Below are 24,903 nucleotides of genomic sequence, written 5' to 3'. Positions count from 1 at the left end.
TCTCCGCCAACGTGCCGCCGGTGCTTAGCAGCGCGCCGAATCCGGCACAGAAATCGGCCTCATGCGGCGCGAGCGCGCATCGCCTCCCGCTTCTGCAGCGATTGGCCGAACCCTAGCCGCTAGCCCGAGGAGTCCCGCGGATCAGCCATGTGCCGCGCGACGCAGCGGCTGCAGGCGCCAAGCGGCTCTCGCCGCCGTCGCTCCCGAAATCGTCGGGCCGGCTCGCCCTGCCAGATCTCTGCGATCGATTGTCGCCGCACGTTTCCCAGCGAGGCGTCGGGCAGGTCGACGCAGAAGTTCGCTTCACCCGTCGGCTGGATGTCGAGCAATCGCTCGACGTTGCTGCACGCCGCCGGACCGACCGCTTTGGCTGGATCGGCGAACCATGCGCGATATTCGTCGCGGCTGAGTGGCATGTAGGGATAGCTCGTGACCTCACCCAACGAGGCGGTGAACCGCTGGTGCTCACGCTCGAACTCCGCGAGGTCCACGCCGGACTGGTCGTGTTCGAAGCCACGCCACGCGAACGCCTCCTGTCCCACGAGTTCGCGCACCTGCTCCGCCCAAGCGCGCCCCGCCGCCGTTGATACATAGCAATAAGGCACGATGCAGATCGTCTCAATGCCGAGCTGGCGTGCTACCTCCGGCATCGCACCAAGCCCGGGCAGCGACCAAGGGCTGATCGTAAAGCACAGCGCGCGACTCACGTGGGGCGGGCGACCGGGATCGAGTTCCGCGAGTCGTTTCAAGCCGAACGCGATCTGCCGAAAACAGCCAGGCACGCCGCGCACGGCATCGTGCACCCGCTCCGTGCCATCGATCGACACGGTGACGTGCACTCGGCCCAGCCGCACGAGTTCTTCCGCGAACGCCGCGAGTCGCGTGCCATTGGTGTCGATCGAGATGAACATCCCGAGATCGTGCAGGTGTTCGAGCAACCGCTGGATTCCCGGCAGCATGAAAGGCTCCCCGCCGCGCAGCAGGATCGACTTGATCCCGTGCGCGGCCGCCTCGTCCGCGAGTCTCATCCAATCTTCTGCGGTCAACGGATGGCCGCGCCGGCCTCGTCCACTCCGAATGTAACCCGCGGGACTCCACTGCCCACACATCGCGCAACGCAGGTTGCACGCGTTCGTGACGGTGAACGATACGAACGCCGGAAAATCGCCACTCATGCGCTCAAATCAATCGAGACTCCCCCATTTGCGTGCAGCATGCCGCCGCTCACGCGGCGGCTTTGGACGCGACGCGAATCTCGAACGAGCACCGGGGATCGCCGCGCAACAGCGAACCTTTCAACGCGACTTCGACCGGGCGGCCGAACACCACGCCGAAAGCCTTCTTCTGCCAGCCGACGGAGCACTGGCACACCCGCGCTGACGTGAGCCCGGCGCGCACCAGCGCACACGGGCACTCCTTCATGGCCGGAAACGCGAGCGCCACGACGCCAGTTGCCTTGTCCTGCGTGGCATCGGCGTGCCATTTTTCGCGGATGGTCGCGAGGAAACCATCCGGATCGCCAGCATGCGCCTTCACCATGTCCGTCGTGCTGGCGCAATACTGTCCGACGTCCTCCAGCGCTGCATCGAGCGCCGCGCTGTCGGCACGTTTCTCGAGTGAGGCGAGCAGCTTCGCATAGCGCTCCTGCATGAAGCCGATCCGCCAGTCCTCCTTCGGCTTCTCCGGCATGCCTTCGGGCTTGGCTTCTTCTGCGAACAACTTCGCCGCGGGCGCGAAGAGCGAGGCGACGGCGCACGAGCAAAGGCCATAGGTGCAGGCCTGCTGGAGGAATTCTTTTCGTTTCATGATGGATCGGGACGAGTTGGGGCTGCGATCGGGGAAAGTTCGACGGGCGAACGAGGCTGGTTCAGCGCATTGCCGGCGCCGAGTAGTGGCCGTGCAGCAGTTTCCACTGCGTGCCGGTGCGGACGAAAAGCAGCGACACAGCGAAACGGCTGGTCATGCTGCGCCCGTCGACGAACACCGCGTCTACACTCCCGTCGGCGACGAGCAGTGCCGTGTCGGGACCAATCACGGTGACCTGGGGATTCTCGATGCGGCGCTCGAGCTTCGTAACGCCGGCCATCCCGCGCTTCACTGCGTCGTAGGCTTGCTGGCGCGTGCGGAAAATCGTCCCGTTCTGCACAATCATGCCCTTGTCGGTGTCCACGATGTACGCGAAAAACGCATCCACATCCAGCCGGTTGGCCGCGGCGATCATCTGGGTGTTGGTCGCGAGCACGGCCTGCTCCACGGCCGGATCGCTCCACGCGCGCGCCGCGTTTTCGTCGGCCTTGGTCGGTGTCGCGATTAGCTGCGCCGCGACGAGAATCGAGCATCCCCACAGGAGTGAACGGAATGGTTTCATAGGTTAAAATGGAAACAGGATCGGTTCGCCGGCCTGGCCGCGCGGTCGCGCTTTGTCGCTGGTGCCGGTGACGATCTGCGCTTCGAATAGTCGGCGCCCCTTCTCCGTGTGCATGCGACCGGTTGCGACCAGCGGAACCGGCGCCATGCAGTAATCGCCGATGCGAAGAATCTCCGCCGGATCGGACTGCACGTAATAGATTGTCGTCTCGCCGTCGGCTTGCACGCGGATGGCTGGCAGGTGCTCGTGCGTTTCGTGCAGCGCGCACGACGTGCACACCGCTTCGCCCTGCACGGTCACCGTCGCGATCGCGCGGCCCGGCATCGCCAGCCACACCACCGCGGCAAACGCGACCACCGACACCGCCGCCCACAAGGCGCCAGCCGGCTGCTGCAGCGCCTGCCACCAACGAAACACACCGTGTGGGGACCGTGGTGAGGCCGGATCAGGAGACTCCGCCCCACAACCAGCGGAATCACCCAGATCCGCGTCGGCACGTATTCGCTGCTCGACTTCCGCCACGAAACGCTCGCCCTGCCGTTCGGCGCGCAGTCGTGTCGTCCAGCCCGCGACGAACGCGTCCGCCGAGCGCTCCGGTGCCTGCTGCTGCGCCCAAAGTTCCCACAGCACAAGGTGCTGCCGCAGCTCGCGCCGACGTTCCGGCCGGGTCTGCAGTTCCGCTGCGAGCTCCGCACCGCCGGACGTCGGCAGTTCGCCGTCGAGCAGTTGCTGCACCAATTCCTCGAAACGGTCCGGCGTCACAGCCAAGCCTCCCCGACTTTGGCGTCGATGCAGCGTCGCACCGCCGCACGGCTCCGCACCAGCGTCTGGCGCACGGCCGCGGCGCTGAGATTGAAATTGCGCGCGAGCGTCGGCGCATCGGCGCTGTCGCGGTAGCGCCGTTGCAGCAGCTCGCGGCTGCGCGCGGGCAACTGCGCGACGCAGTCGTTCATCGCGCTCAGCAATCCGGCGGTCGGCGCTTCCCCGCAGCGATCCGCGGCCTCGTCGTCCACCAACACCTCTGTGATCGCATCCTGCAGCAGCCGCCAGCGGCGCGCGTTCTTGCGGAGATCGTTCAGCACGAGATTGCGGGCGATCCCACGCAACCAGCGGCCAAAGTCACCGCCCGCCTCGAAATGCTCCATCCGTCGATACGCAACGAGAAAGACTTCCTGGGCGAGATCATCGACCCACGCGTCCTGCGCACCGAGCGCGCGCACATATGCGCGCAGTCCGGCCTGGTGCTCGCGCACCAGCGTTTCAAAACGATCTGTTCGAGTGGGCGTGGCTGTCGTCATCGCAGCGGAGGCTCTATCGTGCGGCTCCGTCACCCCTCTTTTGTCATAAATTCCCGAAATGTGACGCTTTTTCTTTCGGGCCGCTGCACGCGGGGCGCACCGTACGCGGTTTAGTTTCCCGTGCCCCGTTCCAAAAGCTCGCGGGCGAACGCCAGGTTTCGGCGGATATCCGCGTTGTCCGGCTGCTGCTGCAGCGCCGTTTCGTACTCACGAATCGCTTCCGCCACCCGGCCGCTGGCGAGCAACGCGTTTGCCAGGTTGTTGCGCGCGCCGAGATCGTTCGGCCGCAACGCCAACGCCGCGCGAAACTCCTCCACCGCGCCCGTCATGTCGCCAGCTCGCGCCAGCGCGTTTCCCAAGGTGAGTCGCGCCGCCGGCCAGTCCGGCCGCAGCCGCACGGCTTCCCGCAATGCGTGAACCCCCATCGCGGTATCGCCGGCGCGCAGTCCCAACCGTCCGATTTGATAGTGCGCGTCGGCCGAGCCCGCGTCGCGCGCGAGCACCTCGCGCAGCAGCGGCGCCGCCTCGGCGTCGCGGCCCTGCTCCGCCAGCAACTCCGCCAGCCGCAGTCGCCCATCGAGCGCCGCGGGTTCGAGTCGCAACGCCTCCCGGTAGCTCCGCTCCGCGTCCGCCGTTCGCTCCAGTGCGCGCTGTGCATCGCCGAGCGCCAGATGTGCAGCTGCCAGCGTCGGCGCGAACTCAACCGCGCGTTCCAGCACGGGCACCGCTTCGGCCGGCCGGCCGGCTGCAAGGAGCGCGCTGCCAAGATTCGCAGCCGCTGCGGCGAGCTTAGGCTCCAACTTCAGTGCGCGCTGAAAGGCTCCGATCGCCGCGTCAATTTCTCCTGCCCGCACCAACAGCATGCCTCGGAGGTTGTGCGCCGACGCACGCGCCGAATCCAGTCGTAGCGCCGCCTCGGCATGCTCGAGCGCCGGCGCTTGTGTCGCCGAATCCCGGGCGAGCAGATAGCCGAGTCCCTCGTGCAGTTCCGCCGCATCGGGCTTCAGCCGCAGCGCCATTTCGAAATAGCCGATCGCCTCAGCCCGCCGCGCCGGATCGCTCGCGAGCCGCGCCGCCAGATTCCCCGCCGCCATCCAGCTTGCCGGGTTTCGCCGCAGTGTCGCCGTGAACAGCGTCTCGTCGTCGCGAAAAACTCGGCTGTGCTGCCAGGTAAGCGTTGCCATCAACGCGACCACCATCGCAAACACGCTCCACGCCGTGAATCGCCAGTGCCCCGCGCCACGCTGCGCGATGAGCGCCCCGCCCGCGCCCAGTAGCGCCAGCGGAGCGAGATCCGGCAGGTATTGCCAGTGATCCCAGACCCACGAGTAACGTGCGCCGTAGAGATTCACGAACCCGAGCGCCGGGAACAGCGAGCCGGCGAAAAACAAGATGCTCGCGAGCGGCCCGCGACTCCACCGTCGGGTCACCCAGCAGCCCGCCAACAGCGCCAAGGCAGCGAGTGGATAGAGCCACTGCCACCACACGCGCACGTCGGGAACCCAACGCGGATAAATGAAATTGAGTTCGAAGGGCCATACGAGGCTGCCGAGATAAAACCAGAACGCGCGTCCGGCGATCAGCCCCCGCTCGATCCACGTCAGAGCAAATTCATCTCCACCGGCGCCTCCGACGTGCCGCTCGATCCATCCGCTCGCCAGGCCGACCGCCGCTCCCGTCACCAGCCATGGCAGCAGCGGGCGCACGTCGCGTCGCCACTCGAGCCTATCGCGCCGCCACCACGCCACGACGAGCAGCGCCGCCGGCAAGGTCGCGGTCACTGTCTTGGTCAGCAGCGCTACGGCGAACCAGCCGCTCGCCCACGCGTAGGCACCGCGGCGACGGGTTTCGTCAAACTCCAGATACTTCCACGCCGCGGCCAGATAGCACATCAGCGACAGCGTGTTTTTCTGCTCCGAGATCCACGCGACCGACTCGACGTGCACGGGATGCAGCGCAAACAGCGTCGCCGCTATCCACGCGCCCGGTATCGCCAACCGACGCAGCACGAGTCCGAACATCACCGCACAGCCCGCGTGGGCGATGAGGTTGAGGAGATGATAACCCAGCGCGTGATCGCCCCAGAGCTGGTGCTGCAGCCAAAACGCGCTGTGCAGTACTGGATAGTATTGCTCGGTGACGCCGATCTCGGTCCAGATTCTCCACAATCCCGCCCACGACCGCAGCGCCGGGGCCGTCACGTAATCGGCATCGTTCCAAATGAATCCGCCGCCCAGCCCCGGCGCATGCGCCAGCAACGTCGCCGCGACCACGAGCACCGCGGCCAGGCGATCCGTGCGCGCGAATGCCGGCGGCGGCGGGACGGGATCAAGCGGACGGTTCACCCCGCCACGAGATCATAGAAGGCCCGCCTCGGAAAGATTCCTCGTTCCATGTTTGCCGCGTCCCTTGTAGCCCAGGTGAACCGCTGCTACCGGCACGCCTGTTCACACAGCGTGAAACGATGACCACGGATTTGCGATCACTCGGCCTGTGACGATCTATTCCGATTCCAGCGTTTTTCAGCTTCGACCAGAGTCTCATAGGAAGGATTTTTACAGGAGCACGCAGCGCTAGCAGTGGCGGTGGATTGGTTTTCTCTGCTCGCTCTGCTTCCTCCTGTGAAACATTTCGTTCAAAATCACTCGCACCGCAGCGCCACGATTGGATCCACCTTCGCCGCCCGCCGCGCCGGCAGCCAGCACGCCAGCGCCGCCACCGCCAGCATCAGCAACGAAACTCCCACGAACGCCACCGGATCGAACCGCTCTACGTCGAATAACAGGCCGCGAAGGAACCGGGTGAGATACACCGCGCCGGCCAGTCCCGCCCCCACCCCGAGCGCCGTCTTCACCATTCCCTGACGCAGCACCATCGCCACAATCTGCCCGCGCGTCGCGCCAATCGCGCCGCGAATCCCGATCTCGCGCGTGCGCTGCGACACGTCATACGCCAGCACGCCATACAGCCCGACACCCGCGAGCATCAACGCCAGCCCGGAAAATGCCGCAATCAGCAGCGTCATCCCGCGACGCCCCATCATCATGCTGGCCAACCCCTCGTCGATCGTTGCCGTGCCGTAGAGCGGCAGCGTCGGTTCGATGCTGCGCAGCTTGCGGCGAATCTCCGCGATGAGATCGCCCGTGTCCCGCGCGGAACGCACGACAAACGAAAACCCGCCGGCTGGCTGCTGCACCATCGGCACGAATACGATCGGCATGCCGTCGCGGCCTTCCAATCCCGTGAGCTGCGGCCGGCGCACCACCCCGATGATCCGCGGCCACGGCTGGCCGTCCGGCGGCGGTTGGACCGACAACGCAACTTCCCGCCCCACCGCGCTGCGGCCCGGGAAATACCGCTTGGCGAACAGATCGTCCACCACCAGCACCGCGCTGCCCCGCACATCGTCCGCGTAGGTAAACCCCCGCCCTTCGAGCAGTGTGATCCGTAACGTATCGAAGAATTCCGGCGACACCGGATCGATTGCGACGAGCGGCCGGTTCGCCCCGGGTTTGGCCGCCTCGCCGCGAATGACAAACGGCTGCGCCCGGAAGCTCCCTGACAGCGCGTAGTCAAACACCAGCGCGGCTCCCTCTACCCCCGGGATTTCCCGCAGGCCGTCGACGATCCGCCGCTGCAAGGCCACATTCGCCTGCGGCGATTCGTAGGGCTTCGGCACCGCCACCCGGCCCTGCACAAGATTCGCCGTCTCGAAGCCCGGATCCGTCGCCAGCACCCGCGCCAAACTTCGTCCCAACAAACCGGCCCCCACGAGCAGCAGCAGGGCGATCGCCACCTGCGCCACGACGAGCGTGCCTCCAAACACCCGCACGCCGGCGCCCGCTGACGCCGTGCGGATTTCGTTCAGTTTCAATCCGCGTTTCCACAGCAGCGCGAACGGCAACACGCCCATCACGCCGGCCAGCGCGAACGCCACCACCGCCGCCAGTCCGACCATCGCCGGCTCCAGTTGCACCGGCGCTGCCGATCCCGCGAACATCGGCAGGTAGCCGTTGATCACCCGAACCGCCGCCCACGCGAGTCCTGCTCCCACCACGGTCGCCGCTGCGGTGAGCAGCAGGCTCTCGGCCAGCAATTGCCGCAGCAGGGTCGCGCGCCCCGCGCCGAGCGCATGCCGGATCGCCAGCTCCGGCCGTTTCGCGTTCACCCGCGCGAGCATCAGATTCAGCACGTTCACCACCCCGATCAGCAGCACGAACCCCGCGCCCACCTGCAGCAGTGTCAGCGGCCGGCTTACCGCATCTGCCGTTTGCGCACCGAGACTCTCGATCACGACGCGGTGGCCCGCGGTTTCGAAATACGAGCGCGTGGCGGGCGCCGCCTGCTCGTCGAGATAGCGCCCGTCGATCGTTCGAAGCTGCGCCACCGCCGCGCTGCGCGTCACGTCCGGCTTTAGTCGTCCGAACACGAGAACCCGTCCGGCGTAGCGTGCGCGCGGGTCCACCTCGTTCGGCAGCGGCTCGAAGGGCTTGAAGAATTGCGTGTAGCGGTCGAGCACCTCGACCGATCGCGGCGCCACGCCAATGATCGTCCAGGGCTCGCCTCCGAGCCGCACGACACGTCCGATCACGTTCGGATCGGCGTTGAAGTGAGATTCCCAAAACGTCCGCGTCAGCACCAGCACGTGGTCGGCGCCGATCGCATCCTCCTCGGGCATTCCGAACCGGCCGAGCAGAGGACGCACGCCGAGCAGGTCAAAGAAGCCCGCGTTCACGCGCATGCCCATCACCCGCTGAGGCATGGTCTCGTCGTCCAGCGTCGTGCCGGCGTAGCGCATGATCGCGAAGCCTTCGAACAGGTCCGCGTTGGCCTGAAAATCGCGGTATTGCGGCACGCTGCTGGCCTGCCGGCTGCGCTCACCGCCCAGCTTCTCGAACGCGTTGTAAACCTGCACGAGCCGCTCCGGCTGCGGGAACGGCGCCGGCTTGAGCACCAGCGCGTAGAGCAGGGTCAGGATCGCGGTGTTCGGCCCAATGCACAGCGCGAGCGTCGCGATCACCGCCGCGCTGAACAGCGGCGCGCGTCGCAGCGAGCGCGCGGCCAGGCGCACATCGCGGACGAGATACTCCAGCCAGCCCAGCGACCGCTGCTCCCGGCAGCGTTCCTTCACCTGCTCGACGCCGCCGAAGGCGCGCTGCGCCGCATAGCGCGCTTCGTTGGGATCCAATCCGGCAGCGATGTTCCGCTCCGTCTGCAACTCGAGGTGCAGCCGGATCTCGGCGGACATTTCCGCCTCGGCCTTCCGCCGGCGAAACAGCGTCTTCAGCTTGGACCAGGTTTTCACGGGCAAGGTTTGTTTTTATAGGAGCACGCAGAGCTAGCAGTGGCGGTGGATTGGTCTTCTCCAACCCGAAGTAACCAGATGGACCCGGCGGGCGCGGCGGTCCGATCCGAGAGCACAGAGGATCCCGTTTTGCTCCGAGAACGCTTTCCGAACTCTGTGCCCTAATCTTCTGCAGCTTGGAGTAGGTTTCATTCGGCAATCCTCCTTCGGCATTCGGCAATTCCGTCAATCGCACCGCAGCGCCACGATTGGATCCACCTTCGCCGCCCGCCGCGCCGGCAGCCAGCACGCCAGCAGCGCGGTGCCGCCAAGCAGAACGATCGCGGCGACCGTGACGGTGGGATCGAACCAGCTCACGCTGTCGAATACCCGCGACACGCCGAGCCCGGCCACCAGCGCGAGCACCAGCCCGACCAACAGAGCCACGCTGGTCTGCAGCGCGCCTTCGCGGAGAAACCACCAACGGATCTGCCTCGGCTCCGCCCCCAGCGCGAGCCGCACGCCAATCTCGCGCGTCCGCTGCGTCAGCGTGTAGGCTTTTACGCCATAGATGCCGACGACCGCCACCAGCAGGCCAATGGCACCCAGCGCACCGAAGAGCGCCGCGCCAAGATGCAGCATGGCCAACGCCGGGTTGCCGGCGATTTGATCGCGCATGGGCAGCGCGAGACGTGCCGGCAGCGACGGATCGATCATGCTGAGTTCCTTCTGCACCGCGGCCAAGACTGCCGGGGTCGTCGCCGGCGAGGCCACCGCTACATGCAGGAAAAGCGCGGTGGTTCGCGCCCCGGCCGCTTCACGCGCATCGAGGGCGCGATAGATCCGCGGCGGCCGGCCGGTATAGCGCACGCTTTCGGCCGGACTGCGCACCAGTCCGACGATTTCATAGGGCCCGCTCGGCCGGACGCCCGGGCGCGAAGGCAGCACGACCCGCTGTCCCAGCGCAGATTGGTTGGGAAACAGCCGCGCCGCCGCTTGCTCGTCGATCAGCGCCACCGGTCGGGCGAATCGTTCCTCCTCCGCCGTGAAACTGCGGCCCGCCACGATCGGAATCCCGAGCGTCGCGAAATACTGCCGCGACACCGCGGTGTCCACCGCGCGCACAGTCGCGGCCGCTTCACCTTCTTGAGCCGTCACGCCGAAGGCCCGCAACTGCGTGCTCTCCGAATCCCCATTCGGGAAGATGAGCGATGCCGCCACCGCGGCATCCCGCACGCCAGGTAGCACCCGCACGCGCTCCAACACCGTCTCCCGGTGCTGTCGCAGCACTCCTCGGTAGCTCCCGCTCCGGCCGCGATACTCCGCCACGGCAGCGGACCGGTCGCCCGGCTCCGACACGAACGACCATCGCGGATCGCTCCCGCTCAGCGCGTAGTCCACCGAGAACACGAGGTTGTGCGCAACGTCGAAGCCGGGGTCGAATTGCTGCTTCTCCGCGGCAAACCGCAGGAACAAGCCGGCGCAGACCACCAGCACCAGCGAGCCCGCAATCTGGCCCATGACCAGCACCGGACGAAGCGAAAACAGCCGGGCAAGTCGGTCCGTGCCGCGCGGTGCCTCGCCCGCGCCCTTCAGGTCTTCCATCACGTCGACGCGCGTGCTGCGCAGCGCCGGGGCCACACCGATGGCCAGCATCATCACGAGCGCATAGCCGCAGGTGGCACCCACGACGCGCAGGTCGGGCGCGAAGTCGAAGCGGATGCTGAACCCGATCCGACCCGTGATGGCGCTGGTGACCCACTGCTCAAGCACAAGGCTGGCCCAGCCCGCGAATAGCAGGCCGACCACGCTGCCGGCCAGGGCTAGCAACAGACTCTCACCCAGGAGCAACCGCACGACGCGCGAGCGGGTCGCGCCCAGCGCCAAGCGGACGCCGATCTCGTGCCGCCGCGCCGCGCCGCGCGCCAGGAGGAGATTCGCGAGATTCAGGCTCGCGATCAGCAGGAGCACCGCGCCGAGCGCCACGAAAAGTCCCCCGGCAACGCGCACGCCTCCAGTGAGTCGGTCGGGCACGCCCGGGAGCGCGAAGAGCGAGGGTTCGACCAACGTGAGCTGTCGTTCGCGCCCCGCGCTGGCCGATTCATTCAGTTGGGTCTCCACGGCGGGCAGCCGGGCTGCAGCCGCGGAACGATCCAGCCCTGGCGCGAGCCGCGCGACAATCGCGAGGAGCATGCCGCCACCATCGCCCGTCGCAGCGTTTGGCCGCGGAATTGGCAGCCAAAGGTCGGGCGACTGCAACGGCGCGGGACCGCCAAATCCCCGCGGTGCCACTCCGATCACGGTGGCATGGGCGCCGCCGACCAGGATCGTGCGCCCAAGCACGGCGGAGTCGCCGCCCAGGCTCCGCCACGCAGCATCGCTGATCACCACTTCAGGTACGCTCACGGCCGGTCCGGCGAAAAATCGGCCAATCGTCGGCTGCACCCCGCAGACCGCGAAGAATCCGTCCGTCACTCGTTCCACCATCCCGTGGCGAAGATCACCGAGCTCCGTTCCCCAGACCTCCGGATAAATCGTGTAACCGGCCACCGCCGAGAATACGCCGGGATTCCCGCGCAGCCGCTCGAGATCTTCGCGGGTGAACCGCTGCGGCGCACGCGACGCCGCCTTGGTCAGAGCGACCACGTGCACGGCCGTGCCTGCGCCGTCGCCGAGCACCGGCTTGAACAGAAAGCCGTTGACGAGCGTGAACACGAGGGAGTTCGCACCGATCACCACGGCGAGCGTGACGATCGCCACTCCGGAGAAACCCGGCGCGTGTCGCAGCGAGGACCCTGCGTGCACCAAGTCGCGCCCGAACTGCTCCAGCCAGACCCAGCTCCGCTGCTCACGGCACTGCTCCTTCACCTGCTCGACTCCCCCGAACATCCGCTGCGCGGCGTACCGCGCCTCGCCCGGATCCATCCCGGCAGCGATGTTCCGCTCCGTCTGCAACTCAAGATGCAGCCGGATCTCGGCGGACATTTCCGCCTCGGCCTTTCGCCGGCGGAACAGCGTCTTCAGCTTGGACCAGGTTTTCACGGTAGGACTCCTCTCGTTCCCTCTCTCTCGTTCTCTCTCGTCAGGAGGCTCGGGTTCGTCGCGTGCGACTTTCTTGCTTCAGCATCGGCAGTCCGGGAGGAGAAAGAGAAAGATTGAGATTCCCCTCACGCGCACCGCCGCTCGTGCTGCGGATCCGCCGCCACACTCCCCCTCACGTCGGGCCGCAGAAACCGCGCCACCTCCTCCTGCCATTGGCGCGCCAGCCGCACCACCGCCTCGTCGATCCGCCGGCGCCGCGTGCCCCGGCGCTTGGACGCAGCGATCCAGCGGAGGTAGTCAACGCGATGCACCCGCGGGTGCTCGCGGAAGAACTCATCCAGCCCACTCCGCTGCAAGGCCCGGCGCAAATCGTGGGGAATGGGCTGCACGAGATGAACGCGTCAGGTATTGCCCAGCACCAGGTTGATCGCGGTCGAAAGATTGGCCCAGCTCTTCTCCTCGGTCTGGAGCTGCTTCCGGCCGGCGGTCGTCAGCGAATAGAACTTCGCCTTCCGGTTGTTTTCGGAGACGCCCCACTCGGACTCGATCCACCCTTGGTCTTCGAGCCGGTACAGCGCGGGATACAGCGAGCCCTGTTCCACCTGCAACATGTCCTTTGACATTTGCTGGATTCGCAGCGCCACGCCGAACCCGTGCATCGGCTCGTGTTGCAGCGCTTTCAGGATGAGCAAGTCCAGGGTACCTTGTAGTAAATCCGCTTTTTGGTTACTCACGATAATTTGAAACTCGGAGGTGTTTGCCAATCGATCGTCACGCCGTTCTGCCTCATCAGGTTCATCGCGTGGCCGGCACGCTAGCCGGGGTCGTTTCCGCCTCGCCCAGGACTTTTAATTCGCCGAGGTCAACCCGGCCGCTGCGATCCGAGTAGTCGAGCCGGACGAGGCCGTCGATGTTGCGACCGTACACGCCGGCGCCGGCCTGCGCGAGGGCGGCCGCGGCCACCTCGAACCGGTTGCCCACCGAACGCAGGCTGATGCGCGTCGCCCAGAGCAGCCGCGAGCGATGCTCCTTCCGCATGAACGCGTAGTCGTACGCGAGGACCACGATGAAATAGCGCTCTTCGTTCAGCTCCTCGTTCATCGTCTGCTCCTCCGCGCTGACGAAGATCCGGCGCTGCGCCTGCTGCAACGTGGGCGTATAGCCAAGCAACGCGGCGTTACGCGCGATGGCCTGTTGCGCGCTCTGGCCGGCCCCGCTCTGGTCGGCCAGCAAGGCATTCAACGCGCCGGGATCAGCGGCGCCGTTGTTCGCCGCCGCCGCGGTGCGGTATTCATCCGCGGCGCTGTTCAGCCGCTCGACGTTGACCTCGCCCATGGGGTCGCGAAAAGCCTGCGTGACGCCCCAGTGCACCATCAACAGCAGGTCGGCCGCAGCGGCGTCCCGCGTTGGGAAATAGTTCTGTTTCGCCAAACCCGGCGCCAGCAGCTTCGTGAGTTGATCGAATGATAGCTGCGCAAGTCCGCGGTCCGCCCAGGTTCCGCCGAAGAACTTGCCCTGTCCGAAGACATAGCTCTGCGCGAGCGGCCGACCAGCGCCATCGCTCGGCCGCGCGTAGGCGGGAATGGCCGTCGCGCTCACGACGACCGCGTTCCCACCGAAGGCGTGCAATCCCGGTAGGCCCACGGTCGCCCACCCTGCGAGCAGCAACCAGCTCCGCCGGCAGCACGGGCGGTGAGGTGCGGTCGAAATCAACGTCGTGCCCATAACTCTCCTAGATGATCTAGGAGAATCCGACTCCCCTAGACTGTCAAGGCAAGAGCGGCGCGTAGGTGTTCGATCCGGAGATGAGCCCTTTTCGATTCGACGACGAAATCGCCGTCGGCGCGGCGCTACGGCCCGACCAGCAACCCGGTCACGTCGTGGTCAAATCGTACCAACCGGCCGCGATTGCGCTGCGTCGGCAATCCGGTGCCGTCGGATTTGCCCCCGGCGGTGAATGCGATGCGCCGCAGTCCGAGCGTTTGCACGGCGGCGCCATTATCCTGGTACAGGTCGCTCCCCGTGATCGCCAGCTCACCCAGCGAACCAAACACGAGCACCGGCAGCGCGCGATCGAAGGCGCTCACGCCGCCGAGCCGCGCAGGTCCGGCGACCTGCACGCCCGGCGCGTACACGCCGGTGGCGCCGTGGGCCGCGAACAGGTGGGCATTGCCGAGGTAAACCCCGGCGAATTTTCCCGACCGGCTCTGGATCGCGAGCGCCGCGAGGTCGGCGATGCCATCATAAACGACGTCCGCCTTGAAGAGCGCCTGGTTGACCGCGTTCGCGCGTCCGACCGTAAACACGGATACGTTCGTCGTCTCATCGGCATCGGCGATGAGAATCGTCGCGTGGCCCTTCACGTAACGGACGTCCTGGTGGTAATTCCGCGGCAAAGCGGGTGCGGCAGCGTCGGCGAGCGCAAGCGTCAGGCTGCCGGCGCCGGAGAATTCCACCTGGACGATGTCGTCGTTCAGATCGAGGTAGGAAATCCGTGCAACCTGACCGGCGTCGGCCGTGATCGTCGCGGCCGACCCGGTGAGCAGCGCCTGATCGTAGATGTTGCCGTTCGCGTGGCGTATGTCCGTCCCGGCCAGCCGCGCGGCGCCAGTCACGGCGGCCGTGGAACGAAACGCGACGATCGCCGCCACGACCGTCGCGGCCGGCTCCCCGCCAACGTCCACCGTGTAGATCCCCGCGTCAGCCGGCTGCGCGTTCGTGATCGTCAGGCGCGGCCCCGTCGCGCCGGGGAGCAGCACGCCATTTCTCCGCCACTGCAAGGTCACGTCGGCGGGGGCGAGGATCGAGAGCGCGGTGCTTTCGCCGGCGGCCAGCGCGAACGCGCGCGGCGATTGAATCGGCTCAAACAGCGCCTCCCTCCCGCTCGCCGCCTGGTGAACGCGCAGCCGTGCACGCGACCGGGCCGGCAGGGCGACGCTGACCGACAGCGTGCCGTCGGAATTGAGTGTGCTTTGTCGGACCGCGGCCGTCGCGGCCTGCCAAGGCTGGCCGTCACCGCCAGTCTCCACGAGCCAATCCAACGGGTACTCGAGAATCAGCCGGCGATAGGTGAACACCGGCACTTCGTCCTCGCCGACCGTCAGGGTCGCGGGCGGCGCGGCGTCGATCCCCGTCGGATCAAGTCCGGTGGCATACTCGAGCAGATTCGGCAGGCCGTCGCGGTCGGCATCATCGAGCGGTGCCGAGTCGGCGGCGGCCAGATGCTTTCTCTGCCAAGCCTCCCACCCCAGCGTGTTCCAGGTGAAATCGTGGGCCGGAGGCGTGGTGGCGAAATCCGGCAGCCGATGCAGCGCGGCGGCAGTCGTCGTGTTGATGAGATTCACGTTCGCACCGTCGCTCGCATCCACTGAACCATTGAGCAAGGCAACCATGTGCCATTCCCCGTCAGCCGAACGCAGCGCGTAGGAGGTCGAGCCGTAATGGCTGCCACCATGGCCGCCATCGGAACCCTGCGGATCGGTGTTGGCCGCGTTGCTCACGCACCAGCCGAGACCGTAATGGAGAAACGTGCTCAACGGCGTGGCGGTGCGCATCGCCGCGATGCTCTCCGAATTCAGCAGCGGCGGTGTGCCATTGAGCCCGTCGAGTGCCAGCATGAACCGGAGGAGCTCAATCGCCGACGCGGTCCAGCCGCCGCAGGCATCGGAACCGCGCACGGACCAGGCATACGGTCGCGGAACCAACGGCCCGCGGCTGCCGTTCTCGAACTGATTGTAGAGGTAGTACCACGGGGCGTTGGGATGGTCGTAATACGCCGCCTCGTCACTCGCCAGCTCGTCGCGCTGGGTGCCGCCAATCGCGAGGCCGGAAATGTAGGAATCCGCGAGGAAGCGCTGCACCGCCGTCTCGTAGGCGAGACCGGTCTTTTGCTCGATGAGCCGACCCAGCGCGAGATAGGCGAAATTGGTGTACGACCAGCTGGTACCCGGCTCCGCCTGCAGCGGCTGGCCGACCATGAAGCGAACGGTATCCTCGGCTGAAGCCGGCGAGGCGGTGCGCATCACCTGCGCGACATGCCACGGCCACGAGGTGGCATCGAATCGCACCTGACCAGGCGTCAGTGGATTGGGCGCACGGTCGAAATCCCAGCCGCCGGTGTGATTCAACAGCTGGCGCATCGTGACGCGATCAAGCCGCGGGTCCCGTTGCGCGCCGGCGTAGGTCGGCACCGGGTATCCGAGTTCCGGGAACGCCCGCGTCTCGAGCGCGAGCTGGTGCTCCTCCACGAGCTTCAGCACCCGCGCCGCGGTAACGGTTTTCGAAATGCTTCCGATCCGCAAGCGGGTGTCCGGCTGGATCGGCCGGCTCGTCTCCCGATCCGCGTAGCCATACCCGCGCGCGAACACGATCCGGCCGCGATACGCCACCGCAATCGCCGCTCCCGGAATACTGCCGCGCTCCAGAAGTTCGGGGATCTCGCGGTCGTAGGACTCGAAGCCCGGCACCGCTGGACCGGTGGACGGAGCGCCGGCGAGTGGCAGCGCGCCGCCAAACGTCAGGGCCAGGACAACCAGGCGCGCCGTCTGCCGCCGCGATCGGCCGCCGGTCGGCGGCCGGCGGCAACGCTCATGCCTTGGCAACAGGGGTTCTGCGGAATCAGGAGTGATGGGCTGGAGTCGCACTCCAGCCATGACAATTCAGCATCGCCCGCCCGCTATTGGTCCGCCGCAGAATCCGCGGGGAATACGCGGCCGCCCGGCCGCCGACGCTGCGACACCGCCACCCGCGGACACCACTCGACCTCGGTGCCGTCCCACTTGGTTCGATCACTCCACGCAAAGCGCGAGCGCGGCGGTGAGATTGTTGATCTTGTGGACGATTTCCGAGGCGCGATCGATGTCGCCCCGGCACTCGTTGGGGGTGCCGAGTCGCTCCTGCAGCACGACCAGCTCCAGCCGGCATTCGGTGATGGTCCGAAGAATTCGTTGGCGGCTGACGAGAGGACTTGGGGAAGCGGGCTCGTTCATTCTCTAGCGAGCAACGGCGCTCACGAGATCGATGCACGCATGGCGATGCAAACTGAAATTCGTACAAATCATTCGAACATCGGCGCAGATATCCTGCATTCGGCCGGCGCCTCAAGGTGTGCCCAGTCCAACCGGAAAGCGTGCTCCGCGCCGCGGTTGCCGCGCGGAGGTTGACAATCTTTCGCGAGTCGTTGTCGCTCGACGAACTCCGATGTCCGTCGAGCCCACCGCGCCCCTGCTCACGCCGCCGCAACGACGCGTCGTGGGCTTTGCGCTCACGCTGCTCGCGGCGCTCGGCTCGGTCGCATTGCTGGTCGGAGCGGTCATCGTGCTCGGGCGCGCGATCAGTTTTTTCTCGAGCGTGCTGTGGCCGCTCGCGGTCGCGGGTGTGTTGGCGCTGATCCTGCGGCCGCTGGTGGAGGTGCTTGAACACCGGCTGCGGCTCCGTCGGCTCACCGCCGTGGTGGTGCTTTACGGCGCGGTGGTGCTGGCGCTGGCCGGCTTGTTGATCGCCGTGCTGCCGCCGCTAATCGACCAGGCGGTCAACTTCATCAGCTATCTGCCGACCCTGTGGGAAAACACCCTCAACTATTTCCGCCAACACTTCCCGCAATGGCTCGATCTCATCCAGCGCCAGCTCGCGAAGCTGCCCGGAGTGAGCGGCGGCGAAGGCGAAGGCAGCACGCTGCGTGATCTCAGCGGCGCGTTGATCAAGCAGCTGGAAACCGTCCTGCGCCAAGCCGCGCCCTCGCTGATGGCGGCTGGCGGCGGCGTCCTCGGCGTGTTCGTGTTCCTGACCAACCTCGCAATCATTCCGGTCTACCTGTTCTTCTTCCTGCTGGCGCGCGGCGAGCCCGCGGACGAGTTGCCGCAGCATCTCGTCTTCCTGCGACCGCGCGTGCGTGACGACGTTGTGTTCCTCGTGCGGGAGTTCGTCGCGATCGTGGTCGCCTTTTTCCGCGGCCAACTGCTCATCGGCCTGATCATGGGCGCACTGCTCGCGACCGGCTTCTCGCTGATCGGACTTCGGTTCGGACTCATCCTCGGGCTCGTGCTCGGGTTGCTCAACATCGTGCCGTATCTCGGCACGATCGTCGGGCTGGCGATCACGCTGCCGCTGGCGTTTTTCCAGCCCGACGGCGGATGGCATCTGATCGCGCTGGTGCTGCTCGTCGTGGTGATCGTGCAGCTGATCGAGGGCTGGGTGCTCACGCCGAAAATCATGGGCATGCAGACCGGACTGCATCCCGTGGCGATCATCGTCGCGGTGTTTTTCTGGGGCACGGCGTTTGGCGGCGTGCTCGGCATGCTGCTGGCGATCCCGCTGACCGCTTTCTTCGTGACCGCATGGCGGCTGGTCCGGCGGAAATATCTGACGCGCCCGCGGGCGACGCCGAGTTGAACGGGCCGGCGGTCGCGTCGTTCGACGCCGCCCGAGCACGTGCTGCCTTAACCCTGATCCTCGCTCATCTCCGCTGATTCGGGACGAGCGGAAATCAGCGTCGATCAGCGTTCCAAAGTCCGCCGCCCCCCGTCACACCGGGCGGCGGCGATTTGTGCTTTTCTCGATTGCTTGAACTATTCGCGTCCGTCCGCGTTTTTCGCCAGACACCCCGCGTGCCTTCTCGTCGAACACCTCCGCCCGAATGCGCCCAGTGTGGCGCCACGATTCCGCCGCACGCGCTCGCCTGCCCCGAATGCGGCGCGGATGAGCGTACCGGTTGGCGCGAGGCGTCGATCTACGATGGACTCGAGCTACCGGACGAAGCGTGGGAGGATGACGCCCGGGAGCGCGGGCACCTTGCCCACAGGCTTGGAGAAACAGACCCGACGTTCGCAGGTCCGCATCGGGTAAACGGGATTGCGTGGTATTGGTGGTGCGTCGGCGTCGGTCTGCTGCTGCTGCTCGGACTGTGGCTGCTCGGACTGCGGTGACGGGCGGCGCACCCCAAGCGCGGGCGTCTCGCCCGCAGCTGGGATCGTAGGGCCGGCGCTCGCCGCCGGCCGCGAATATTCACCGGCCCGCGCCCCGATCCCGGCTCGCCGGTGAACGGCGGCCCTACAACTGCTGAATGCTGCCTCCGGCTCAGGCGGCTTGCATTCTCCCAGTCCTCTCCGTCCATTGCTGCTTTCGCTGCGCATGCCTTGGGACGTCAAGTTCAGTCATGGTCTTTACCTGCCTCAGCTCGGCTGGTGGCTCGACGCGCATTTCCCCCAAAAACGCTCGTTTGTCTCGCACGCGCATTCCGATCACACCGCGACGCACGACGAGATCCTCTGCTCCGCCGGTACCGCGGCGTTGATGCGTGCACGGCTGGATGCGAAACGCATCGAGCACGTGCTGCCGTTCGGCCAGACCGAGCAACTCACGGCCGACTGCGGCGTCACGTTGCACCCCGCCGGCCACATTTTCGGATCCGCCCAGTGCCTGCTCGAGCATGGCGAACACGGCTCGCTGCTCTACACCGGAGACTTCAAACTGCGCCGCGGCCGCTCCGCGGAACCTTGCGCCACGCCGCACGCCGAGCTCGTGATCATGGAGACGACGTTCGGCCGACCGCACTACGTCTTTCCTCCGACCGCGCAGGTGCTGAACGACATCGCCACGTTCTGCCACGAAACGATCGCCGACGACGGCGTGCCGGTGCTGTTCGGCTACAGCCTCGGGAAAAGCCAGGAACTGCTCTGCAGCCTGGAGGAGTCGCAGCTGCCGGTGATGCTGCATCCACAGACGCACAAACTCACGCGCGTTTACGAGCAGTTCGGCATCGCCTTTCCACCGTATCGCGAATTCGACCTCGCCACGGTGAGGGGTCATGTCGTGATCTGCCCGCCGCAATCCCGCGAGTCCGCGTTCGTGCGGCGAATCCCCGGACACCGCACGGCGATGATCACCGGCTGGGCCATGGATCCGGGCGCGATCTATCGCTACCAATGCGACGCGGCGTTTCCGCTGTCGGATCACGCCGACTATCAGGATCTTCTGCGATTCGTCGAGGCGGTGAATCCGCAACGCGTGCTCACGCTGCACGGTTTCGCCACGGAGTTTGCGCAAACGCTGCGCGAGCGCGGGCTTGAGGCGTGGGCGATCGGCGAGGACAACCAGCTGGAGCTGGGGATTCGTTCGTCGCCGCCGCAGGTTCGAGCTGGAGACGCGACGCCCTCGTCGCGTTCATCCGGCGACGCGGGCGTCGCCGCTCCAGCCTGCGCCACGCCCCTTCACGCACCGGATTCGTTCGCGCGTTTCGTCGCGGCGGCCGACGCCGTCAAGGCCACGCCGAAGAAATTGGAAAAGATCGCCGTGCTCCGCGATTACCTCGCCGCGTTGACGCCGCCGGACATGGGCACCGCGGCGACGTTTCTCACCGGCCGCGCGTTTCCGCAGCGCGATCCGCGCAACCTCACCCTCGGTTGGTCGGTGATCAAACGTGCCGTGCTCGAAGTCGCGGGCGTCACCGAAGCCGACTACCGCGACGCTTATCATCGGTTCGCCGACACCGGCGACGCCGCCGGTGCCGTGCTGGCGCAGCGGAGTCTCCGGCCTGGAGACGCGACGCCCTCGTCGCGTCCGGAAATTCTCGGTGTAGCCGGGGTCGCCGACCCCGGACCGGCCGCATCGAGGCCGGCTGCCACAAGCGCTCCCACCACCTGTTCGCTCGCCGACATGGCGTTGTTTTTCGAACGCGCCGCGGCTGCGCGCGGCCCGGCGGCCAAACTGGACCTGCTCCGCGAGCGACTCGCGCTGATTACGCCGGACGAGGCGCGTTACCTAATCAAGATCATCACGGGCGACCTGCGGATCGGGCTCAAAGAAGGACTCGTCGAAGAAGCGCTCGCCGCGGCGGCTGGTCAGCCGCTCGAGGCCGTGCGCGAGGCGGCCATGCTCTGCGGCGACATCGCCGCCGTGGCTCGAGCGGCCCGGACGGACACGCTCGCGGAAATCCAGCTCACTGTTTTCAATCCGCTGCAGTTCATGCTCGCGAGTCCCGAGCCCACTGCCGAGGCGATCGTCGACCGGTTCGCAGCGCAGCGCACCGCGGAAGCCGCTGCCATTGTAGCCGGGGTCGGTGACCCCGGCCCGGGCTCATCGAGCCCGGCTACAGCTGACGCAGCGCCCGCGCTCGCACGCATCTGGCTCGAGGAGAAATACGACGGGATTCGCTGTCAGCTCCACAAATCGGGCGGACGCGTGGAGCTCTACTCGCGCGATCTGAACGTGATCACCGAGCAGTTTCCCGACTTGGCGCGCGCCGCTCTGGCGCTGCCGCACGATTTTATCGGCGATGGCGAATTGCTCGCGTGGCGCGACGGCCGGGCACTGCCGTTCGCCGAACTGCAGAAACGTCTCGGCCGAAAAGGTGGCGACGATTTCTTCCTCGGTGCGGAGATTCCGGTTTCCATTTCGTTCTACGATCTCCTCTGGCTCGATGGCCGCAGTTTGTTGAAGGAACCGCTGCGCGAACGGCGTGCGTTGCTCGAACGTCTGCTGCATGGAGACGCGACGCCCTCGTCGCGTCCCGACGGCGACGAGGGCGTCGCCGCTCCAGCCCTTCAGCCCGCAACTCTCAACCCTCAACTCTCAACCAAATTTTCCCTCGCGCCCGTCACCTTCGCGCACACCGCATCCGACATCGAGGCGGCTTTCCTCGCGGCGCGCCAGCGCGGCAACGAGGGGCTGATGGCGAAGGATCCCGCCAGCGGCTACACGCCCGGCCGGCGCGGACTCGCCTGGCTGAAGCTGAAAAAAGCCTATGCCACACTCGACGTGGTCGTGGTCGGCGTGGAATACGGCCATGGCAAGCGCCGCGATGTGCTGAGTGACTACACGTTCGCAATCCGCGACGAGGAGCACGACAACCAGCTGCTCACCGTGGGCAAGGCCTACTCCGGCCTCACCGACGTCGAAATCGCGCAGCTCACGCAGCATTTCCTCGAGCACACGCTCGAGGTGCACGGACGCTACCGCGTCGTCGTGCCGGATACCGTGATCGAAGTGGCCTTCGATACGATCCAGCCGAGCAGCCGGCATCAAAGTGGATTCGCGTTGCGCTTTCCGCGGATCGCACGGATCCGCACCGACAAGACGCCCGCGGAAATCGACACGCTCGCGACGTGCCGGAAGCTCGCGGCCGCCGCCGGGAGCGGGGGCATTGCTGCAGTGGGGGCGCGGCCGCCCCCGGCCGCATCGGATTGAAAGCGGCCGAGGGCGGCCGCGCTCCCATGTTGTTCACCCGCGTCACTTCACCGGCGTTCACCGAATCGCGACTCTATGCCGCGCTCCACCCCGACCTCGCCGCTTGGTTCCGCCGCCGCTTCGCCCACTTTTCTCCCGCCCAGCTCCACGCCGTGCCTGAGGTCCTCGCCGGGAACTCGCTCCTGCTCACCTCTCCGACCGGCAGCGGCAAAACCCTCGCCGCGTTTCTGTCCGTGTTCGACTGGCTCGCGCGGGCGCGTGATCGCGGCGAACTGCCGAACGGGATCGTCGCCGTCTACGTGTCACCATTGCGCGCCCTGGCCTATGATCTCCGCAAAAACCTCGCGGAGCCCGTGCGCGAGCTCGGCTGGGACTGGCTGCGCGTCGGCGCCCGCACCGGAGACACCTCGCCCGCAGAACGCGCAGCGCAGCGGCGCAAGCCGCCGCACATTTTCGTCACCACGCCCGAGAGTCTCACGCTGATGCTCAGCCAACCGGGCTGGATCGCCGCGTTCACCTCCACGCGTTTCCTCATCGCCGACGAGCTTCACGCGCTCGCCGAAAACAAACGCGGCGCGATGCTCGCCGTCGCCGCCGAGCGGCTGGAGGAATTTCCGATTGCCGAACGTCGATCGCCGAACGTCCCAGCGCCTCCACCCCATGTTCCGGGAGATCCGACCGCTAGTTCACAATCGGCCATCGAAAATCAGAAATCGAAAATCATCAGAATCGGTCTTTCGGCGACGGTCGCCCCGCTCGAAACCGTCGCAGCGTTCCTCGTCGGTCCCGGCCGTCCGTGCCGGATCGCCGAGGTGACGCAGACCAAGCCGGCGAAGATCGAGGTTTTCTCGCCGCTGCGCGAGCACGCCTATCCGCCCGCCGGCTACACGGCCACCCGTGTGCTCGCCGAACTCAGCGTGCTCCTCGAAAAGCACAAGACCACCCTCGTGTTCACCAACACGCGCAGCGGCGCGGAATCGATCGGGCTTCGGTTGAAGCAGCTGCGGCCCGAACTCAGTGACTTGATCGAGGTGCATCACGCCTCGCTCGATCGTGGCGTGCGGCTGGAGATCGAGGATCGGCTGAAACGCGGCGAGCTGCGCGCGGTGGTGTGCTCGACCTCGCTCGAGATGGGCATTGATATCGGCTCGATCGACGTGGTGGTGATGGTGTCGGCGCCGAAAGGCGTGTCGCGCGCCCTGCAGCGCATCGGGCGCTCGGGCCACTCGATGGGCCGGATCAGCCACGGGATTCTCGTCGCCAGCAATATCAACGACCTCGCCGAATGCGCCGTCACCGCGCGGATGATGGCGCGGCGCGAGCTCGAGCCGGTGAAGATTCACGAGAACCCGCTCGACGTGCTGGCGCAGACGCTGGTCGGGCTGGCGATTTTCGGCAGTGAGACGCCGGACGAAGCGTTCGCGCTCGTGCGCCGCAGTTATCCGTTCCGCGACCTGCCCCGCGCCACGTTCGAACGGGTGCTCCGCTATCTGCGCGGCGGCGGCGTTTCGCTCGAGCGCAACTACGAAAACGTCTTCGGCAAGGTGCGCGTTGATGCCAGCGGCCAGCTCGTCCTCACCTCGCCGCGCGTCGCGCGCAGCTTTTATCAGAACATCGGCACGATCAACACCGAGAGCATGGTGCAGATTCGGCTCGGCCGCCGAAACCTCGGGCAGGTCGAGGAATCGTTCATGCGGGGCCTGCGCCCGGGCGACGTCTTCGTGCTTAACGGACGCTGCGTGCGGCTGGTGAAAACCCATTTGCTCAGTGCGCAAGTCGTGCGCGCCGACCACGCGCTGCCGACGGTTCCGCGCTGGTATGCGAACAAGATGCCACTCGCCTCCGGGCTTGCCGCCGAGGTCGTGCGGCTGCGGACGGAAGTGGCGAAACGGCTTGGTGGGAGCGCGGGCGTCCCGCCCGCCTCCGGCCAACCCGCGGGCGAGACGCCCGCGCTCTCATGGCTTCGCTCCGAATACGGCCTCTCCGCCGCGAACGCCCGTGCGCTGATCGATCATTTCTCGTTGCAGGCACAGATCTCCGCGATTCCGACGGCGGGCGTGTTCCTGATCGAGCGCTACCGCGAGGGCGACCTGCTCCACTACTTTTTCCACGCGCTCATCGGCCGGTCCGCGAACGACGCACTGTCGCGCATCGTGGCGCAACGCGTGCAGTCGCTCAAAGGTGGCAACGCGCTCGTGACCATCGACGATTACGGGTTCCTGCTCAGCCTGCGTTCGTTCCAGGCGATGGAGGAACCGGAACTGCGTACACTGCTGGTACGCGACGGCGCCGAGGACGCGCTGCGGCTCGCGCTCGCCGATGCCTCGCTCGTGAAATGGCAATTCCGCGGCGTGGCGCAGACCGGACTCATGGTGCCGCGGCGGGTGCACGGCGTCGAACGCGGCACGCGCATGCTCCAGTGGAGCGCCGAAATCATCTTCGAAGTGCTGCGCGAGCATGAGCCGGATCACCCGCTGCTGCTCGAAGCCTACGCCGAGGCGACATTGCGTTTTCTCGATCTGCCCCGCGCGCTTGGCTTTCTCGAGCAAGTCGACCGCCTGCGCTGGGACATTCGCGATCTACCCCGGGTGAGCCCGTTTTCCTTCGGGATCTACGTCAGCAAGATCAAAGAAACGATGACCCTTGAAGATCCCGAGACGACGATTGAGCGTCTCTACCATGCAATGTACGGCGCCAACGCACCCACCGCGGCTTCAAGTCCGACCTGA

17 protein-coding genes are annotated in these 24,903 nt (G+C 66.6%); 4 read left to right on the top strand and 13 right to left on the bottom strand.

Annotated features, from left to right (window positions below):
- Positions 1–119 precede the first annotated feature (119 nt).
- The 13 genes from OTER_RS16005 to OTER_RS15945 all read right to left on the bottom strand — a co-directional run bounded on the left by OTER_RS16005 (position 120) and on the right by OTER_RS15945 (position 16,980).
- Positions 120–1,175, bottom strand: a complete 1,056-nt coding sequence (locus tag OTER_RS16005; RefSeq protein ID WP_012375971.1) for a radical SAM protein — start codon at positions 1,173–1,175, stop codon at positions 120–122.
- A gap of 49 nt (positions 1,176–1,224) precedes the next feature.
- Positions 1,225–1,806 (bottom strand): hypothetical protein, encoded by a 582-nt coding sequence (locus OTER_RS16000; RefSeq protein WP_012375970.1) that lies wholly within the window; start codon positions 1,804–1,806, stop codon positions 1,225–1,227.
- 61 nt (positions 1,807–1,867) lie between these two features.
- Positions 1,868–2,368, bottom strand: coding sequence for a nuclear transport factor 2 family protein (locus OTER_RS15995; protein WP_012375969.1), 501 nt, complete (start codon positions 2,366–2,368; stop codon positions 1,868–1,870).
- Positions 2,369–2,371: 3 nt separating this feature from the next.
- The gene (locus OTER_RS15990) at positions 2,372–3,130 is read right to left on the bottom strand and encodes a hypothetical protein (RefSeq protein ID WP_012375968.1); all 759 of its coding nucleotides are present in this window, start codon (positions 3,128–3,130) and stop codon (positions 2,372–2,374) included.
- Complete coding sequence (locus OTER_RS15985) at positions 3,127–3,666, bottom strand: sigma-70 family RNA polymerase sigma factor (RefSeq protein ID WP_012375967.1); 540 nt, start codon at positions 3,664–3,666, stop codon at positions 3,127–3,129. The genes OTER_RS15990 and OTER_RS15985 overlap by 4 nt, the downstream gene beginning before the upstream one ends.
- A gap of 110 nt (positions 3,667–3,776) precedes the next feature.
- Positions 3,777–6,011: a tetratricopeptide repeat protein gene (locus OTER_RS15980; RefSeq protein ID WP_012375966.1), complete on the bottom strand. Its 2,235-nt coding sequence runs from the start codon at positions 6,009–6,011 to the stop codon at positions 3,777–3,779.
- A gap of 296 nt (positions 6,012–6,307) precedes the next feature.
- On the bottom strand, positions 6,308–8,971 hold the full coding sequence (locus tag OTER_RS15975; protein WP_012375965.1) for an ABC transporter permease: 2,664 nt from the start codon (positions 8,969–8,971) through the stop codon (positions 6,308–6,310).
- Positions 8,972–9,196: 225 nt separating this feature from the next.
- Complete coding sequence (locus OTER_RS15970) at positions 9,197–11,992, bottom strand: ABC transporter permease (protein WP_012375964.1); 2,796 nt, start codon at positions 11,990–11,992, stop codon at positions 9,197–9,199.
- Positions 11,993–12,117: 125 nt separating this feature from the next.
- Entirely contained in the window at positions 12,118–12,381 is a 264-nt protein-coding gene (locus OTER_RS15965; protein ID WP_012375963.1) for a YdeI/OmpD-associated family protein, read from the bottom strand.
- A 12-nt stretch (positions 12,382–12,393) separates the two neighbouring features.
- Positions 12,394–12,729 (bottom strand): PadR family transcriptional regulator, encoded by a 336-nt coding sequence (locus tag OTER_RS15960; RefSeq protein ID WP_085982203.1) that lies wholly within the window; start codon positions 12,727–12,729, stop codon positions 12,394–12,396.
- Between the two features lie 58 nt (positions 12,730–12,787).
- Positions 12,788–13,591: a hypothetical protein gene (locus OTER_RS15955; protein ID WP_148218149.1), complete on the bottom strand. Its 804-nt coding sequence runs from the start codon at positions 13,589–13,591 to the stop codon at positions 12,788–12,790.
- A 251-nt stretch (positions 13,592–13,842) separates the two neighbouring features.
- Entirely contained in the window at positions 13,843–16,458 is a 2,616-nt protein-coding gene (locus OTER_RS15950; protein WP_237702371.1) for a serine hydrolase domain-containing protein, read from the bottom strand.
- Positions 16,459–16,779: 321 nt separating this feature from the next.
- Positions 16,780–16,980 (bottom strand): hypothetical protein, encoded by a 201-nt coding sequence (locus tag OTER_RS15945; protein ID WP_012375959.1) that lies wholly within the window; start codon positions 16,978–16,980, stop codon positions 16,780–16,782.
- A gap of 211 nt (positions 16,981–17,191) precedes the next feature.
- Between OTER_RS15945 and OTER_RS15940 the strand changes: the two genes are divergently transcribed.
- The 4 genes from OTER_RS15940 to OTER_RS15930 all read left to right on the top strand — a co-directional run bounded on the left by OTER_RS15940 (position 17,192) and on the right by OTER_RS15930 (position 24,903).
- The gene (locus tag OTER_RS15940; protein ID WP_012375958.1) at positions 17,192–18,382 is read left to right on the top strand and encodes an AI-2E family transporter; all 1,191 of its coding nucleotides are present in this window, start codon (positions 17,192–17,194) and stop codon (positions 18,380–18,382) included.
- A 215-nt stretch (positions 18,383–18,597) separates the two neighbouring features.
- Positions 18,598–18,915, top strand: coding sequence for a zinc ribbon domain-containing protein (locus OTER_RS25330; RefSeq protein WP_083767863.1), 318 nt, complete (start codon positions 18,598–18,600; stop codon positions 18,913–18,915).
- 205 nt (positions 18,916–19,120) lie between these two features.
- Complete coding sequence (locus OTER_RS15935; protein WP_012375957.1) at positions 19,121–22,174, top strand: ATP-dependent DNA ligase; 3,054 nt, start codon at positions 19,121–19,123, stop codon at positions 22,172–22,174.
- A gap of 26 nt (positions 22,175–22,200) precedes the next feature.
- Positions 22,201–24,903: a DEAD/DEAH box helicase gene (locus OTER_RS15930; RefSeq protein ID WP_012375956.1), complete on the top strand. Its 2,703-nt coding sequence runs from the start codon at positions 22,201–22,203 to the stop codon at positions 24,901–24,903.

Origin of the sequence: Opitutus terrae PB90-1 (assembly GCF_000019965.1) — a bacterium.
Taxonomy (GTDB): Bacteria; Verrucomicrobiota; Verrucomicrobiia; order Opitutales; family Opitutaceae; genus Opitutus; species Opitutus terrae.
The sequence above is the reverse complement of the archived record's forward strand: the minus strand, read 5'-3'. Positions and strand labels throughout refer to the sequence as shown.